Here is a 15,058-nt window from a genome sequence, read left to right on the forward strand (position 1 = left end):
CGCAGGCAGGTCGGTGGCTTCAGCTCCGACATGCCCCCTGACCCCACCCTTCGTCCATGGAAACCGAACTCAAACTCAGCCTGTCGGCGCCTGAGCTGCCTCGCCTGCTGGCCCACCCACTGCTGGCCACAGGCGCAGACATGCAGCGCCTGCTCAACACCTATTTCGACACGCCCGACTTGGCACTGCAAAAGCGCCGCATGGCGGTGCGCGAGCGGCTGGCGGGTGATCAATGGTTGTAGGCCACAGCCAAAATGGCTTGTCGCGCAGGCAAGAATGGGAAGGTCCGACCACGCCGGGTGCGCTGCAATTCGATGCGCTGGTAGATGACGCCGCACTGGCGCAAGATCTGATGACCCTTCGCCCCGATTTACGCGCCTTGTTTTGTACCGACTTTGAGCGTCAGCGCTGGGTCATCACCCATGATGGCGCGCGCATCGAAGTTGCCATCGATCAGGGCCGCATCCATGTGCCCGGCACCGACCTGAGCGAGCCGCTGCTGGAGCTGGAATTGGAACTGCTCAGTGGGCCGGAAGATGCCCTGATGGCGTTGGCCGATGTGCTGCGCCAGACACCGCTAGGTGCAGTGATGCTGGTGCCCAGCGATGCGAGCAAAGCACAGCGGGGGATGGCCTTGTGCGCTAGGGCCATAGCTACAAGTTGAAAAACACTTATTGGTAATGCCCCCGACAGGCAATCACGGTCAGCTCCACATCGTCCACGGCATAAACCAGTCGATGAACATCATCGATGCGCCTAGACCAATAACCTGACAAATTGCCTAACAAGGGCTCGGGCTTGCCAATGCCTTCAAACGGGTCGCGCCGGGCCGCATCGATCAACAGATTGATTCGCTTGAGGGTCTTTTTATCCTGCCCTTGCCAATACACATAATCGGCCCAGGCAGGCGATGTGAAGGCAATCCCCCGGCTCATGGGGTGATCAGTTCACGGCGCTTGGCTTTGCCGGCTTTGTGCTCGGCAATGGATGCCGCCAAGTGCGCTGCGTTGGCGGGACTCGAAAGCAAGTACAGGGTTTCGGCCATGCTCTGGTAGTGCGCCATGGACATCACCACCGCGTCACCGCCATCACGGCGGGTGATGATGGTGATGTCGGCATCGTCTTCCACGCCGTCCAGAACAGACTTCAGTCCGTTGCGTGCTTCGGAATAACTGATGATTCGCATGATCGTGACTTGTTCAATATATTGAACAAGTATTGTAGCTTTTCCAGCCCTTGGCGGCGATGGCCGCTCAAGGGCATTTGCGCGCTGCGCAGATTACGCAGCGACCACCGTCAGCAAGGTTTGACCATTCGCGACCAGCTTTTCGCCTTCAGCATCCACCGCAAACAAGTCGCAGCTTGTGAAAATCTGCGCTTTGCCCGGTTTGACCACCCTTGCTCGGGCAATGAACTTTTGACCGACGGCAGGGCGCAGGCAGTTGACCGAAAAGTTGGCGGCCAACAAATTGGGGCCGGCCACGGTACCTGCTGCAAAGCCGCACGCGGTGTCGATGAGTGTGCCGATCAAGCCTGCATGCAAAAACCCCGAATACTGCCCGACCTCTGGCCGCCAAGGCATCTGGATCTCGACAAATCCGGGTTCGGCCACGGTGACTTCGATGCCGCACCAGCGGTTGAACTCGGCCATGGCGTTGATTTTTTTCAGCATCTCAAGTGGGCTCATAGGGTTCTCCTGGCTTGGGTTTTGAACCACCCGATGTGGTCCATCAGTTTTTTGCGAAGTGCTTTCTGCTCGGTCAAGAGCTGGTCGATCTCGGCCACACGCGCCAGGATCGCGTCGATCATCTCTTGCGCTGACAGCTTGCCCGTTTTGAAGCGCGGCAAATACTCAGCGATGAAGGAGAGCGAGAAACCCATCTCACGCGACATGGCGATGAAGATGACGTGCTTGACGGTTTTCTCGTCGTAATCGCGGTAGCCGTTGGGCAATCTCTGGCTTTCAATGAGTCCGTCAGCTTCATACCGCCGCAAGCGGTGCACCGACACCTGGGTCTTGGCAGAGAGTTCTGAAATGCGCATGGATTCAGTCTAGCAACGCTCGCACAACGCCAAGGTTCTGTGCCTTGACGCATGAGCGACAAGCCAAACAAGCATCTGCGCCGCAGGTGATACCCGGTTGCGCGATGCTGGTGTACAAAACACCCCTCAACCGGAGCCCCCGATGACTGCACATAAAGCTTTGCCCCACGCCCAACCCGCTGATGTGGGCCTCTGCCCCGAACGCACGCAGCGCCTGATGGACGTGCTGCGCCGCGAAGTGGACAGCGGCCGACTGCCGGGCGCGGTGGCCATGGTGGCCCGTAAAGGTCAGATCGCCTTGTTCGAGGCCGTGGGCCAGCAAGACCCCGGCACGGGCGCACCGATGAAAACCGACAGCATCTTCCGCATCTATTCGATGACCAAGCCGGTCGTGTCGGTGGCGGTGATGATGCTGGTTGAGCGTGGGCAATTGCTGCTCTCCGACCCGGTCAGCCGATGGATGCCCGAGTACGCGAACCAACAGGTGGCAACAGGCAACGGGTTGGAACCGGTCAAGCAAGAAGCCACGGTGCAAGACCTGCTGCGCCACACGGCAGGGCTGACCTATGAATTTCTCGGCACCTCGCCCGTGCAGCAGCAGTACGGGCAAGTCAAGATCGCTTCGCGTGAGCGCACCAACGCCGAGTTCTCGCAAACGCTGGCGGCGATGCCCTTGCAGTTCCAGCCCGGTACCGTGTGGGCCTACAGCCGCGCCACGGATGTACTGGGGCGGCTGGTCGAGGTGGTCAGCGGGCAAGGCTTGGGCGCATTTTTGCAAGCAGAAATCTTTGGCCCGCTGGGCATGGTGGACACCGGCTTTGCCGTGCCGCCCGATCAGCAGCACCGCATTGCCGAACCCTTCGCGCACGACCCTGATGGCGGCGTACCCATGAAGGTGCTCGAACCCCGCCAAGTGCCCGCCATGGAAGGCGGCGGAGGCGGGTTGATGTCCACCATGATGGACTACACCCGCTTTTTGCAGTGCCTGCGCAACCGGGGCGAGCTGAACGGTATGCGACTGCTGGGCCCGCACACGGTGGACTACATGACCGCCGATCATCTGGGCGGCATGCCGTCAGATGGCACCTTGCTGCCGCCCGGTCACGGCTTTGGTCTCGGGTTTGCGGTACGCACGCAGCTGGGCTTGTCGCCCGTGCCCGGCTCGGTTGGCCTGTATTACTGGGGCGGCATCGCCGGCACCACCTTCTTTGTGGACCCAGCGCTGGACATGTACGCGATGCTGATGGTCCAGGCGCCCAATCAGCGGGACTATTACAGGCCCCTGTTTCGCGACCTGGTCTACGCAGCCTTGCTCTGAGGCCATACGCCTCAGGCCAGTCAAAGGCTTTTGCGGTATTCCAGCGGCGTACAGCCACGCCAGCGCCTGAAGCCGCGACTGAAATTGGTGTCGTCCACAAAGCCCAGTCGCTCTGCGATGGCGCTCATGGGCAGCTGGGTGTTTTTCAGCAACCAACAGGCCATCTCGCTTTTGGCCTCGTCCAGCAAAGACTGGTAAGTCACCCCTTCGGCCACCAGTCGGCGAATCAAGGTACGCGGTGACATGGCCAAACGCTCGGCCGCCTCCTTCAGGCTGGGCCAGTCTTGCTGTTCACTGGGCATCATGGCGCGCAAACGTGACACCAGGCTGCCGTCGATGGCAGCGAGTTCTTCTTCGCAGCTTCGGCACGCGCTGGCATAGAGCTTGGCGTCGACCGTTGGCGTGGCCTTGCGGGCAATCGCATGCGGAACCCGCAGAAGTGTTTGCGCTTGGGCATAGCGCATCTGCATGGGAACATTCAAAGGCACTTCTCCGCTCCAATGCGCGTCAAAGTGCATGTGCGCGGCAGCCTCGTCTCCCGCCACACCCTGGATCATCTTGAACACCGAGACGGCGGTGCCGATTTCGCAAAAGGTGCGCAGCGGCCCCAGGGGCATGCGCGGCTCCAAAACCAAGCGCATTTCTTCATCATCGCTTTCGCAGCGGTACTTGAAGAATCGGTTGCGCATCGAGGCATAGCGCGCCAGCGTGTGCATGGCCTCGCCCACGGTGGCGCTGGACACCACCGCATAACCCATGGCGCCATGGGCCGATGCCGGGATCAGACTGCCCAGGTCGATGCCCAAATAGGGTTTGTGGGCCACATCCAGTTTTTCAAGCAAGGGCAGCACATCGAGGACCGACACCATGCGCCCCCCTTCGGGCAAACGCAGTTCTACCGCCAGGCCCATGCGTTCGGCCAGGGCGATGGCGATCCGCACATAGGCCGGATGGATGACGCCTTCGCGCCAGGCTGCAGGGGAGGTGGGTTCATTCATGCAAAGAGATTGTCACTTAATGAGGAAATATTGTCACTTGCTGAGCTGTCCGAAATGCGACCACTCCAGACAATGACTGATCACACAAACGCTTGGCGGCATGCACCACCAGGCCAACGAGAGAGACAAAAACATGTCGTCGAACGCGTCTTCGAAAAATCCAATCCTGGTCTCGCCGGATAAAAAAGCCGAGCACTACCGACTAACCAACCCACCGTTGATTGCCTGGCCCACCTTGGCCATCTTGGTGTTCATCCTGGTGGGCATTGTGGGCACCGACACACTGGCTTTGAACGGACATGTGCCGATGTGGGTCGCAGCCATGCTCAATGTGCTGTTCATGTACCCCATCTTCCATGTGGCGCATGACGCCACACACCGAAGTGCTTCGTCGAATGTGCAACTCAACGACTGGATGGGCCGCATCGCCTTGCTGATGATCGCGCCACAGGTGTCTTTGAGCACCTTCCGCTACTCGCACATGATCCACCACCGCTTCACCAACGAGGCCAAAGACCCCGACCATTACGCACACGGGCCCTGGTGGAACATTGTTTTTCGCTGGATGACCTTCGACTTGTCGTATGCGGTCTACAACTGGCGCTCGGGCGACCCACGGGGTGTCAAAACACTCAAGGACACCCTGCCACTGGCCGCCATGACCGTAGCGCTGGTCGCCGCCTTGGTCTATTTCGGGTACGGCTGGGAAGTGGTGATGTTGTGGCTGATTCCCGCTCGCATCACAACGGCACTGATCGGCTTTGTGTTCTTGTGGCTGCCGCACCTGGACGGCGATGAACATGGGCAACTGCAACACATCACCACGGCGGCATCCACCCAGAACAACCTGACCGCAGGCACCACCATGCGCATGGGGAACGAACCGGTGATGGACGCGCTCATGCAATGGCACAACTACCACCTGATACACCACCTGTGGCCCACCACACCCTCCTACAACCACCGCAAGGTCTGGCAGTTGATGGAGCCCGAGTTGCGCGCTCGCGATCTGCGCATCCAACATGGCTTGGCGCTCATCCCCACCTTCCACCCCGGTGGCACCACCGCCATCGGATCGCACTGACCCCATTGCACTGAAAGGCTGACATGAAGAAATACCGCTGCGCGTATTGCGCCCATGTGTACGACGAAGCCGAAGGCGACCCGGACACGGGCATCCCGCCGGGCACCCCGTTTGAGGACTTGCCCGAAGACTGGTGCTGCTTGGAGTGCGGCGCCATGAAATCGGACTACCACCTGATCGAAGACTGACACAAGTCTGATAGCTCAGAAAAACAAGGAGACAAGTGCATGAAAAAATTTCTCAAAATCGTCGCTGCTGTGCTGATCACCCTGATCGCACTCGTCGCCGCAGCAGTGCTGTGGGCCACATCTCGTCTGGCCAAAGACGACCCGAGCATCAACCGCCCCACTTACAAGCAATATGAAATGGGCCAAGGCGCTGCCGACGGCACCCCCAAGCCCAACGATGTGGGCTATGTGGTCGACAGCGCAGGTCGTGGCCGCATCGTGCCGCCGATGCCGCCTGAAAAGCCGATGGACATCCACACCCAGGCCAACCAGAAACACAACCTGAGCCTGCGCTCATGTTTTTGGCCTGGTCCCCGCGCACGAAACGGCGTCTTCACCAACGACGCCAACTCCTTTTCATTGGAAAACCAGTTCCCAGACACCGCCACCACTTACATCCCTACGGCATTCAAATTGCCAGAGGGCGCCAAACTGGTCGTACAGGGCGAATTCCCGCACATGCGCCATTGGAACTTCAACACTTACAACCCCCGTGGCGAGCCGCAGGATGCACTCAATGACGTGGAAATCACACCCGATGCAGGCTCGGTCAATCCATTCGTACCCGGTGTGCCTCGGGATGCCAAGAACCGCCGCTACACCTTCACCATCGTGAACGGCAAGCCGGTCTCGCCACGCCCGGCCAATACGCTGTACACCAACGCGGATGCAGGCGCAGAAGTGTTCATGTGGATGCGCAACTACGTGCCCGACCACAGCACCGATTACCTGGGCAGCGTGGCCCTGCCGGCCGTAGCCATGGTCAAAGCCGATGGCCAACGCCTGGAGGGTGATGCCGCCTGCGAAGCCAGCAGCACCGCCATGCGCGGCAAACAATTGCCCAGTTCGGTCGATGGCCGTGCCTGGGTCTTGCTGACCCATCTGCCTTGGGTGGACACGGCCAATGTGGGCGCCAAGGATGTGGAGGCGCGCCCGTTGCAAGCCTTCTTCAACCGCAAGCAGGTGGTGACCGATTTGTTCTTCCCCATGCTCACGGCCAAAACACCCGAACAAGTGGGCGGCTGGTGGAGCAACAAGGTCACGCGTTATGGCTACACCTACCTGAGCCGAAATTACGGTCAGGTCTATGTCATGACGGCCAAGCTGCCGCGCACCCCTAAAAACTGGCATGGCGAAAAAGACAACCCTTCTGATTACGACATGCGCTATGCCTCGGTCTGCACAGGTGGGTCCTTGACGGCCGCCAGCACGCCGGACTGCATCTATGACGAACAACTGGCGGCCAGTGCAGACGCCAGTGGCCGCTATGCACTGGTGGTTTCGCGCCAAGATGACCGCCCGTCCAATGCCACAGTAGCGTGCGGCGTGGCCTGGATAGACATGGGCAATGGCGACGGCATGGTCAGCGGGTCGCCACAATTTGCATCGCTCATCAACCGCCACACACAAGTTCATGCGGACTTCAAACACAGCTGGTTCGCGGTCACCCAACCTGGTACCGAAAAGCAAGCCATGGGCGAGTACCTGCCCTATGTGCTCAACCTCAAGGCGAAAGATCGATTTGAAGCACTGGGGTGCCCTGTAGACAAATCCAAACTCTGGGCCATGCTGCCCAAATGACAAGAAATGGCCATGCCGCCTTGTGGCATGGCTCAAACAATTGGAGACACGCATGGACATGGATTACATCGTGATCGGTGGCGGCTCGGGCGGCAGCGTGATGGCGGGCCGACTGAGCGAAAACGCCGAAGTGCAAGTCATGCTGCTGGAAGCTGGCGGCCGAGGCGACAGCTGGCTGGTCAACACACCTGCAGTAGCGGTGGCGATGCTGCCGACCCGCATCAACAATTACGCTTTTGAAACCGTGTCACAGGCAGGCTTGAACGGTCGCAAGGGATACCAGCCACGCGGCAAAGGGCTGGGGGGATCATCCGCCATCAACGCCATGGTCTACACCCGTGGGCACCGCTCCGACTATGACCACTGGTCAGAACTTGGCAATGTGGGCTGGTCTTACGACGAGCTCTTGCCTTATTTCAAACGCAGCGAAAACAACAGCCGCATCCAGGATGAATTTCATGGCAGCGATGGCCCCATGCATGTGTCTGACCTGCAGACGCACAACCCATTCCAGCAGATCTACCTGAACGCGGCGCGTGAAGCGGGTTTCCCGATCAACGACGACTTCAACGGGGCCACGCAAGAAGGCTTAGGGGTTTACCAAGTCACGCAGCGCAACGGCGAACGCTGGAGCGCCGCGCGTGGCTACTTGCACCCGTACATGGGACAGCGCCAAAATCTGCATGTCGAAACCGGCGTGCAGGTCACGCGCATCCTGTTTGAAGGCCGCCGTGCTGTAGGTGTTGAGTGCATCCAGTCCGGCACCAAGCGCGTCATCCGCGCCCGCCGTGAAGTGCTCTTGTGCGCAGGCGCTTTCCAGTCACCACAGTTGCTGATGGCCTCGGGCGTGGGGCCTGGTGTGCATTTGCAGCAGCACGGCATCGAGGTGCTGCACAACTTGCCCGGGGTGGGCCAAAACCTGCAAGACCACCCGGACTTCATTTTTGGCTACGCCGCCAAAAGCTTGGATTTGATGGGCATCTCGCTGGGCGGCACCGCTCACTTGGCCAAAGAAGCCTTGCAATACATCCGCACACGGCAAGGCTTCATCGGCACCAACTACGCCGAAGCCGGTGGTTTCTTGAAAACAGACCCATCGTTGGCGGCGCCAGATGTGCAACTGCACTTCGTTGTGGGTTTGGTGGAAGACCACGCACGCAAGTTGCATGCAGCCCATGGCTATTCGTGCCATGTGTGCGTCTTGCGCCCCAAAAGCCGTGGACAAGTCACGCTGGCCCATGCCGATGCGCGCCAAGCACCGCTCATCGATCCGGCTTTTTTGGCACACGACGATGATCTTGAAACCTTGCTCAAAGGCTACAAACTCACCCAGCAACTGATGAACGCCCCCGCCTTGGCCCGCGTGCGGCACAAAGATGTGTTCACAGGAGGGGTGCAGACAGACGATGAAATCCGACACCTCTTGCGCGAACGCTCCGACACCGTGTACCACCCGGTGGGCACCTGCAAGATGGGCACCGACGCCATGGCGGTGGTCAACCCCACCCTGCAAGTGCATGGCCTCGAAGGGCTGCGCGTGGTCGACGCCTCCGTCATGCCAACGCTGATTGGTGCCAACACCAACGCCACAGTGATCGCGATGGCCGAAAAAGCCGTGGACCTGATTCGTCAAGCCCATTGATCCCTCATGGGGTCGGTATGATCCATACCGACCCCAGAGTCAGTGCCGAAACACCGGCGCTGGCCCACTCAAAATTCCCCCTACTAGAGACAAAACCATGACCACATCCGGCCTCATGATGAACCGCCCCTTGCTCATTTCGGGCATCCTCGAACACGGCGCTGCGCAATTCGGCGACCAAGAAATCGTTTCGCGTGAGACGCACGGCCCGCTGCACCGCACCACCTACGCCGAAACCGCCCAACGCGCACGTCAGCTCGCCAACGCACTGGCGCACATCGGCCTCAAAGCAGGCAGTGCGGTCGGCTCGATCGCTTGGAACAACCACCGTCACCTGGAAGCGTATTACGCCGTCTCGGGCAGCGGCATGGTCATGCACACCTGCAACCCGCGCCTGCACCCGCAGCAGTTGATCTATGTGATCAACCACGCCGAAGACGAAGTGGTGTTGTTTGACGCGACCTTCGCGCCGCTGGTCAAAGGCATCGCCGCACATTGCCCCAAGGTGCGCGCCTGGGTCTGTTTGGCCGACGCGGCCAACACGCCCGCCATCGAGGGAGTGGCCAATGTGATGAATTACGAAGGTTTGATCACCGGCCAAAGCGACACTTTCGCTTGGCCCGAGCTGGACGACCAAACCGGCGCTGCACTTTGCTACACCTCGGGCACCACCGGCAACCCCAAGGGCGTGCTGTACACGCACCGCGCCATCGTGCTGGACGCCACCACCGCCTGCCTGCCCGATGTACTGGGCTTTTCCACGCAAGAGACTGTTCTGCCCGTGGTGCCCATGTTCCACATCAACGCTTGGTGCATCCCCTATGCCGCGTTGGTGGCGGGCACCAAACTGGTCTTGCCTGGCCCCAAGCTCGACGGCGCCAGTTTGTATGAACTGATGGACGCCGAGCAAGTCACCATCAGCGCGGGTGTGCCCACCATCTGGATGGGCTTGATCCAGCACGTCGAGCAAAACAACTTGCGCTTTGCCCACATGAAGCGCACCTGCGTGGGCGGCTCGGCCATGCCGATGGCGTTGATAGCCAAGTTCATGGACAACTACGGTGTGGAAGTGCGCCACGGCTGGGGCATGACAGAGACCACGGCTGTCGCCACCATGAGCAACCTGAGCCGCGCCGACCGCTTGCGCCCGGCCGCCGAGCAACACGCCATCGTGGCCAAGCAAGGCAAAACTGTCTCAGGCATCGAGATCAAAATCGTGGATGAAAACGGCGCCATGTTGCCCCGCGACGGCACATCGCAAGGCGAGCTGATGGTGCGCGGCCAGTGGATCATGGAGCGCTACTTCAAGTCCGACAAAACCGCGCTGGTGGACGGCTGGTTCCCCACAGGCGACATCGCCACCATCGATGCGCACGGCACCATGCAGATCCGCGACCGCACCAAAGACGTCATCAAAACCGGTGGCGAATGGATCAGCTCGATCGACCTGGAAAACGCCGCCATCGGTCACCCCGCCGTGGCCATGGCTGCGGTCATTGGCGTCAAGCACCCCAAGTGGGACGAGCGCCCGCTGCTGTTCATCGTGCGCAAGCCGGGGCAGGCGCTGGAAAAGCAAGAGATCCTCGACTACCTGACCACGCAAGTGGCCAAGTGGTGGGTGCCCGACGATGTGGTCTTCCTCGAATCGCTGCCCGTGGGCGGCACAGGCAAGGTGCAAAAGAACGACCTGCGCAAAGAGTACGGCGGCGTGTTCAGCTGATCACGTCTTGCTGAGCAAGATTTTGACCTGTGGGAGCCCCGCCCTCGGGGCGATCATTGGTGGTCTCAGGGGCTTGATCGCGGCGAGGGCGCCGCTCCTACAGAGGCGCTCCTGAAACAACCCTCTTCATGTAGCCTCCGACTGCGGCTCAAACCTTGGCGCTGGGCCGCTCGTTCATGCGGTCGCGCCAAGCTTGCAAAGCGTTCATGCCCTCGTCGCCGGGCACAAACTTCATCAGGCCGCGCGCAAACTCCAGCGCGCAAAACGCGGTGATGTCGGCGATGGTGAAACGCTCGCCCGCGATGAAAGGCTGGCTTTGCAGGCGCTGGTCAAAACCCCGCGCCACCTCACGCACCTTTTCGGCCTGAGAGCGGCCAAACTCCGGAAACTGCGGTTTTTCCAAAGCGGCCAAGCCTGGATGGCTGTGGCGGATCGCGTTGGCGATGCCGCCCAGCAAATACAGCTCCACCTGCCGGTCGGCCATCTCGATGAAGCCGCGCTCGTCACCGTCCACACCCATCAGGTTGGGCTCAGGAAAGCGGCCTTCGAGCAAGGTGCAAATCGCCCGTGTCTCGGTGATCACGCGGCCGTCATCCAACTCCAGTGCGGGCACTTTGGCCAGCGGGCTTTTGGCCAAATATTCAGGCTGGCGGTGCTCGCCGCCGTTCAGGTCCATGTTGATCATCTCGATGCCGGTGATGTTTTTCTCGACCAAAAACATCAGCACCCGGCGGGGACTGGGGGCGCGGTGGGCGGTGTAAAGCTTCATGGGGTGTCCTTTTTCGGCAGGGGCAATGTGCACAGTCTCCCGTGCGTTTTGTGCAGACTATCACCCGCCTGAACGATGGCATGCCACACAGATGACAAGCGATCGCCGCACCACGCCACAAGACACAGCGGCGACAGCCAGTCACAAGCCGGACAGCACAGAAAGAATCCAGGCATTCCAATCGTCTGGAACACAGATCAACGAATGAAGAAACCAGACCATGAACTTCGACATCCCTCCGGACATAGCAGCGCTGCGTGACCGCACGCGGCAGTTCATTGCCGAACAAGTGATCCCACTGGAGGGTGATCCGCGCCACGGCCTGCACGGTCCGTCCAAAGAACTGCGCGAAGAACTGGTGGCCCGCGCGCGCGCTGCAGGCTTGCTCACGCCCCACGCCTCGGTCGAGATGGGCGGCTTGGGCCTGAGCCATATCGCGAAAGCGGTGGTGTTTGAAGAAGCCGGTTACTCCAACTTGGGGCCCACCGCGCTGAACATCCACGCGCCCGACGAAGGCAACATCCACCTCATGGAAGAAGTGGCCACACCCGCACAAAAAGAGCGCTGGCTGCGGCCCCAAGTAGCGGGCCTCACGCGCTCGTGCTTTGCCATGACCGAACCCGACCCGGGCGCGGGGGCCGACCCGTCGATGCTCACAACCACCGCCGTGCAAGAGGGTAACGACTACCTGATCAACGGCCGCAAATGGTTCATCACAGGGGCCGAAGGGGCCGACTACGCCATCGTCATGGCGCGCATGGAAGACGGCACGGCCACCATGTTTTTGACCGACATGGACAAAGCGGGCATCACGCTGGAACGCAGCATGGACGCGATGGACAACTGCTTCACCGGTGGCCACGGCGTGCTGCGCTTTGACAACGTGCGCGTGCCCGCCGCCGATGTGTTGGGCGAAGTGGGCCAGGGCTTTCGCTACGCACAAATTCGGCTGGCACCAGCACGCCTGACCCACTGCATGCGCTGGCTGGGCCAGGCTCGCCGCGCGCACGACATCGCCGTGGACTACGCCAGCCGCCGCAAAGCCTTTGGCAAGCCCCTAGCCGAACACGAAGGCGTGGGCTTCATGCTGGCCGACAACGACATCGACCTGCACACCGCCCGCCTGCACATCTGGCACACCGCCTGGCTGCTCGACCAAGGCCAAAAAGGCGGCTTTGAATCGAGCCGCGCCAAAGTGGCCTGCTCAGAAGCCGAATGGCGCGTGGTGGACCGCTGCGTGCAAATTCTGGGTGGCCAAGGCGTGACCGCCGAAACGCCCGTGATGCGGATCTTCATGGACATGCGGGCTTTCCGGATTTATGACGGCCCGAGCGAAGTGCACCGATGGAGCATGGCGCGCAAGATCGTTTACAAGGCGCAGCAGGCGGCAAAGGCGTAAGCACCCCGGCCAGCGTCTTAGCGAGCGCGCAGTCGGGCCAAGCTGAGCGCCGCCCCCAGGCCTGCCGTCACGGCGCCCAACATGATCGCCCGACCAGCGCCCAGCGGCCCAAACAAGTTGAAACACAGGGCCACCAAAGCGGCACCGCTGGCCTGCCCGATCAGCCGCGCCAAGGCCACCATGCCGCTGGCACCACTGGTGCGGTGGGCAGGTGCACTGGTCATGATGGCGCGCAAATTCGGTGACTGGAACAAACCAAATCCCATACCGCACAGCGCCATGCACAACGCCATCAGGCCGAATGAAACCTCAGCGCCCATTACGCCCATAATGCCCAGCCCGGCCATGCCCAAGCTCAGAATGCTCAAGCCCACACCGCCCAAAATGGCGGGTGGGTATCGGTCAGACAGCGTGCCTGCGACGGGCGCCATCACAGCCACCACCAGCGCCCAGACCGACATGAGCACCCCCGTTTCCAGGGGAGGACGCCCCAGCTGCTGCTGAAAAAAGAAAGGCAAAGCCACGAACGCCAAGCCTTGGGTCGTGAAAGAGCTGAACGAGGTGAACACCGACAAGCTGAACAAAGGCCTGCGCATCAAATCCACGGGTAGCACAGGTGCCGCATGCCCGCGCTGGCGGCGCAGCAAGCAGAAGCCGCTGCCCAACATGAGCACCAGTGAGCCGACCACCACGACAACCCCTTGTTGCTGCGCAATGGCACTGAGCGTGAATACCAGCGACGCAAAACAAACGGCCGACAACAGCGCCAGAACACGGTCATAGGGCGCGTCGGTCTTTGCAGCTTCCGTGCGGGGCAGGTAACGCCGCGCAAACAACAGCCCCATCAAGCCCAGCGGGGCCTGCAAGCCAAACAACCAGGGCCATGGCAAAAAGGCCAGCAAGACGGAGGCCACTGTCGGCCCCAAGCTGAAGCCCAAACCCACAATCAAAGCGTTCATGCCCGCACCGCGCCCCAACTTTTCGGGCGGGAAGATGCGCTGAATCAGGGCCAAATTGACACTCATGACCCCTGCCGCACCCACGCCCTGGATGGCACGAAAAAAGGCCAACCACTCCAAGCTCGTGGCACAAGCGCTGCCCAGCGCCGCCAAATTGAACAGCAACATGCCCAGCAAAAACACCTTGCGTGCGCCCCAGCGGTCTCCCAACGCGGCCAGCGGCAACAACACAGCCACCACGGCCAGCTGATAAGCATGGACCACCCAGACCGATTCGGCAGGCGTGCGCTGCATGGCCGCGCCGATCGCAGGCAATGCCGTGTTGGCGACCGATTGATCGAGCGAGCCGAGAAAGACAGCGGTCAGCAGGGACAGCAGGGCTATCCACCGCACGCCCTCGGGTGTGTACTTGACGGCGGTGGTCGTCAGGGCCTGAAGGTCCTTAGGGGCCTTCAAGCCTTGGCCGCTTCGAGCGTGTCGCGCGTCTGCAGGGCCACTTGACGGGCCGCCGCTGCAAAGTCGTCACCACTCGATGCGTAAAGCACCGCGCGCGATGAGTTGACGATGACCGAACTGGCGCTTGAACCATCGGCGTTGGCGCGCCAGCCAGCCTTGACGGTGGCCACGGCATCGCCGCCTTGTGCGCCCACACCGGGAATCAGCAAGGGCACGGTGGGGGCAAGTTCGCGCACACGTTCGATTTCTGCGGGGTAGGTCGCACCGACCACCAAGCCAAGTTGGCCGTTCAGGTTCCAAGGGCCTTGGGCCAATTGGGCGATGTGCTCGTACAACAAAGGCTGGCCATCAACCGAAGCCAAACGCTGGTTTTGCAGATCGTCGCCGCCAGGGTTGGAAGTGCGACACAGCAAAAACGCGCCTTTGCCGTGGTACTTGAGGTACGGGGCCACCGAGTCCCAGCCCATGAAGGGCGAGAGGGTCACGGCGTCGGCACCGTAGCGCTCAAAAGCCTCTTTGGCGTATTGCTCGGCCGTGCTGCCGATGTCGCCGCGCTTGGCGTCCAGAATGATCGGCACATTGGGGGCCACGCGTCGCATGTGTTCCATCAGGCGTTCAAGCTGGCCTTCGGCGCGGTGCGCGGCAAAGTAGGCGATTTGGGGCTTGAAGCTGCTGACCAGATCGGCGGTGGCGTCCACGATGGCGGCGCAAAAGTCGTAGATCTTGTTGGCGTCGCCTTTGTAGCGCTCAGGGAACTTGGTGGGTTCGGGGTCCAGGCCCACGCAGAGCATGGAGCCGTTTTGGCGCTCGGCGGCGCGCAGCATGTCAAGAAAGGTCATGCGGGTATTTTAAAGGGCGGTCT

Annotated in this window: 17 protein-coding genes; 9 read left to right on the plus strand and 8 right to left on the minus strand. The window is 61.0% G+C overall.

The window, feature by feature from the left end; all coding sequences use genetic code 11:
* Nucleotides 1-56 precede the first annotated feature (56 nt).
* Nucleotides 57-242 carry a CYTH domain-containing protein gene (locus B9Z40_RS06490; RefSeq protein WP_100172408.1) on the plus strand — a complete coding sequence of 62 codons (186 nt, stop codon included), beginning with the start codon at nt 57-59 and terminating at the stop codon, nt 240-242.
* On the plus strand, nt 233-664 hold the full coding sequence (locus B9Z40_RS06495; protein ID WP_100172409.1) for a CYTH domain-containing protein: 432 nt from the start codon (nt 233-235) through the stop codon (nt 662-664). Before B9Z40_RS06490 ends, B9Z40_RS06495 begins: the two co-directional genes overlap by 10 nt.
* A 7-nt stretch (nt 665-671) precedes the next feature.
* Here B9Z40_RS06495 and B9Z40_RS06500 read toward each other — a convergent pair whose 3' ends face one another.
* The 4 genes from B9Z40_RS06500 to B9Z40_RS06515 form a co-directional block, all read right to left on the minus strand.
* Nucleotides 672-935 carry a Txe/YoeB family addiction module toxin gene (locus B9Z40_RS06500; RefSeq protein ID WP_100172410.1) on the minus strand — a complete coding sequence of 88 codons (264 nt, stop codon included), beginning with the start codon at nt 933-935 and terminating at the stop codon, nt 672-674.
* Entirely contained in the window at nt 932-1,186 is a 255-nt protein-coding gene (locus B9Z40_RS06505) for a type II toxin-antitoxin system Phd/YefM family antitoxin (protein WP_053171018.1), read from the minus strand. The genes B9Z40_RS06500 and B9Z40_RS06505 overlap by 4 nt, the downstream gene beginning before the upstream one ends.
* Before the next feature lie 93 nt (nt 1,187-1,279).
* A complete protein-coding gene (locus tag B9Z40_RS06510; protein WP_100172411.1) occupies nt 1,280-1,687 on the minus strand; it encodes a PaaI family thioesterase in 408 nt (135 codons plus the stop codon).
* Nucleotides 1,684-2,043, minus strand: a complete 360-nt coding sequence (locus tag B9Z40_RS06515) for a MerR family transcriptional regulator (RefSeq protein WP_100172412.1) — start codon at nt 2,041-2,043, stop codon at nt 1,684-1,686. The genes B9Z40_RS06510 and B9Z40_RS06515 overlap by 4 nt, the downstream gene beginning before the upstream one ends.
* Before the next feature lie 142 nt (nt 2,044-2,185).
* Here B9Z40_RS06515 and B9Z40_RS06520 point away from each other — a divergent pair, with 142 nt between their 5' ends.
* Nucleotides 2,186-3,361: a serine hydrolase gene (locus tag B9Z40_RS06520; protein WP_100172413.1), complete on the plus strand. Its 1,176-nt coding sequence runs from the start codon at nt 2,186-2,188 to the stop codon at nt 3,359-3,361.
* Between the two features lie 20 nt (nt 3,362-3,381).
* On the opposite strand, the gene B9Z40_RS06525 is transcribed toward B9Z40_RS06520, so the two are convergent.
* On the minus strand, nt 3,382-4,359 hold the full coding sequence (locus B9Z40_RS06525) for an AraC family transcriptional regulator (protein WP_100172414.1): 978 nt from the start codon (nt 4,357-4,359) through the stop codon (nt 3,382-3,384).
* Between the two features lie 133 nt (nt 4,360-4,492).
* Between B9Z40_RS06525 and B9Z40_RS06530 the strand changes: the two genes are divergently transcribed.
* The 5 genes from B9Z40_RS06530 to B9Z40_RS06550 all read left to right on the plus strand — a co-directional run bounded on the left by B9Z40_RS06530 (nt 4,493) and on the right by B9Z40_RS06550 (nt 10,613).
* Nucleotides 4,493-5,443: a fatty acid desaturase gene (locus B9Z40_RS06530; RefSeq protein WP_158238061.1), complete on the plus strand. Its 951-nt coding sequence runs from the start codon at nt 4,493-4,495 to the stop codon at nt 5,441-5,443.
* 23 nt (nt 5,444-5,466) lie between these two features.
* Entirely contained in the window at nt 5,467-5,631 is a 165-nt protein-coding gene (locus tag B9Z40_RS06535; protein WP_100172416.1) for a rubredoxin, read from the plus strand.
* 39 nt (nt 5,632-5,670) lie between these two features.
* Nucleotides 5,671-7,251: a hypothetical protein gene (locus B9Z40_RS06540; protein WP_100172417.1), complete on the plus strand. Its 1,581-nt coding sequence runs from the start codon at nt 5,671-5,673 to the stop codon at nt 7,249-7,251.
* Between the two features lie 52 nt (nt 7,252-7,303).
* Complete coding sequence (locus B9Z40_RS06545; protein ID WP_100172418.1) at nt 7,304-8,893, plus strand: GMC family oxidoreductase; 1,590 nt, start codon at nt 7,304-7,306, stop codon at nt 8,891-8,893.
* 97 nt (nt 8,894-8,990) lie between these two features.
* A complete protein-coding gene (locus tag B9Z40_RS06550) occupies nt 8,991-10,613 on the plus strand; it encodes a long-chain-fatty-acid--CoA ligase (protein ID WP_100172419.1) in 1,623 nt (540 codons plus the stop codon).
* Nucleotides 10,614-10,761: 148 nt separating this feature from the next.
* Here the strand turns inward: B9Z40_RS06550 and B9Z40_RS06555 are convergent, their stop codons facing one another.
* Nucleotides 10,762-11,382 (minus strand): glutathione S-transferase family protein, encoded by a 621-nt coding sequence (locus B9Z40_RS06555; RefSeq protein WP_100172420.1) that lies wholly within the window; start codon nt 11,380-11,382, stop codon nt 10,762-10,764.
* Nucleotides 11,383-11,602: 220 nt separating this feature from the next.
* Between B9Z40_RS06555 and B9Z40_RS06560 the strand changes: the two genes are divergently transcribed.
* On the plus strand, nt 11,603-12,781 hold the full coding sequence (locus B9Z40_RS06560; protein ID WP_100172421.1) for an acyl-CoA dehydrogenase family protein: 1,179 nt from the start codon (nt 11,603-11,605) through the stop codon (nt 12,779-12,781).
* 17 nt (nt 12,782-12,798) lie between these two features.
* On the opposite strand, the gene B9Z40_RS06565 is transcribed toward B9Z40_RS06560, so the two are convergent.
* Nucleotides 12,799-14,196, minus strand: coding sequence for an MFS transporter (locus B9Z40_RS06565; protein WP_233204808.1), 1,398 nt, complete (start codon nt 14,194-14,196; stop codon nt 12,799-12,801).
* Nucleotides 14,193-15,035 carry an orotidine-5'-phosphate decarboxylase gene (gene pyrF / locus B9Z40_RS06570; RefSeq protein ID WP_199172500.1) on the minus strand — a complete coding sequence of 281 codons (843 nt, stop codon included), beginning with the start codon at nt 15,033-15,035 and terminating at the stop codon, nt 14,193-14,195. The genes B9Z40_RS06565 and pyrF overlap by 4 nt, the downstream gene beginning before the upstream one ends.
* Nucleotides 15,036-15,058: the final 23 nt, after the last annotated feature.

This window comes from Limnohabitans sp. 15K (assembly GCF_002778285.1).
In the GTDB taxonomy this organism is placed as follows: domain Bacteria; phylum Pseudomonadota; class Gammaproteobacteria; order Burkholderiales; family Burkholderiaceae_C; genus Limnohabitans_A.

Excerpts from the sequence above, each read along its gene's own strand:
- B9Z40_RS06490 (WP_100172408.1), top strand. The coding sequence starts at position 57 with ATGGAAACCGAACTCAAACTCAGCCTGTCGGCGCCTGAGCTGCCTCGC.
- B9Z40_RS06495 (WP_100172409.1), top strand. The coding sequence starts at position 233 with ATGGTTGTAGGCCACAGCCAAAATGGCTTGTCGCGCAGGCAAGAATGG.
- B9Z40_RS06500 (WP_100172410.1), bottom strand. The coding sequence starts at position 935 with ATGAGCCGGGGGATTGCCTTCACATCGCCTGCCTGGGCCGATTATGTG.
- B9Z40_RS06505 (WP_053171018.1), bottom strand. The coding sequence starts at position 1,186 with ATGCGAATCATCAGTTATTCCGAAGCACGCAACGGACTGAAGTCTGTT.
- B9Z40_RS06510 (WP_100172411.1), bottom strand. The coding sequence starts at position 1,687 with ATGAGCCCACTTGAGATGCTGAAAAAAATCAACGCCATGGCCGAGTTC.
- B9Z40_RS06515 (WP_100172412.1), bottom strand. The coding sequence starts at position 2,043 with ATGCGCATTTCAGAACTCTCTGCCAAGACCCAGGTGTCGGTGCACCGC.
- B9Z40_RS06520 (WP_100172413.1), top strand. The coding sequence starts at position 2,186 with ATGACTGCACATAAAGCTTTGCCCCACGCCCAACCCGCTGATGTGGGC.
- B9Z40_RS06525 (WP_100172414.1), bottom strand. The coding sequence starts at position 4,359 with ATGAATGAACCCACCTCCCCTGCAGCCTGGCGCGAAGGCGTCATCCAT.
- B9Z40_RS06530 (WP_158238061.1), top strand. The coding sequence starts at position 4,493 with ATGTCGTCGAACGCGTCTTCGAAAAATCCAATCCTGGTCTCGCCGGAT.
- B9Z40_RS06535 (WP_100172416.1), top strand. The coding sequence starts at position 5,467 with ATGAAGAAATACCGCTGCGCGTATTGCGCCCATGTGTACGACGAAGCC.
- B9Z40_RS06540 (WP_100172417.1), top strand. The coding sequence starts at position 5,671 with ATGAAAAAATTTCTCAAAATCGTCGCTGCTGTGCTGATCACCCTGATC.
- B9Z40_RS06545 (WP_100172418.1), top strand. The coding sequence starts at position 7,304 with ATGGACATGGATTACATCGTGATCGGTGGCGGCTCGGGCGGCAGCGTG.
- B9Z40_RS06550 (WP_100172419.1), top strand. The coding sequence starts at position 8,991 with ATGACCACATCCGGCCTCATGATGAACCGCCCCTTGCTCATTTCGGGC.
- B9Z40_RS06555 (WP_100172420.1), bottom strand. The coding sequence starts at position 11,382 with ATGAAGCTTTACACCGCCCACCGCGCCCCCAGTCCCCGCCGGGTGCTG.
- B9Z40_RS06560 (WP_100172421.1), top strand. The coding sequence starts at position 11,603 with ATGAACTTCGACATCCCTCCGGACATAGCAGCGCTGCGTGACCGCACG.
- pyrF (WP_199172500.1), bottom strand. The coding sequence starts at position 15,035 with ATGACCTTTCTTGACATGCTGCGCGCCGCCGAGCGCCAAAACGGCTCC.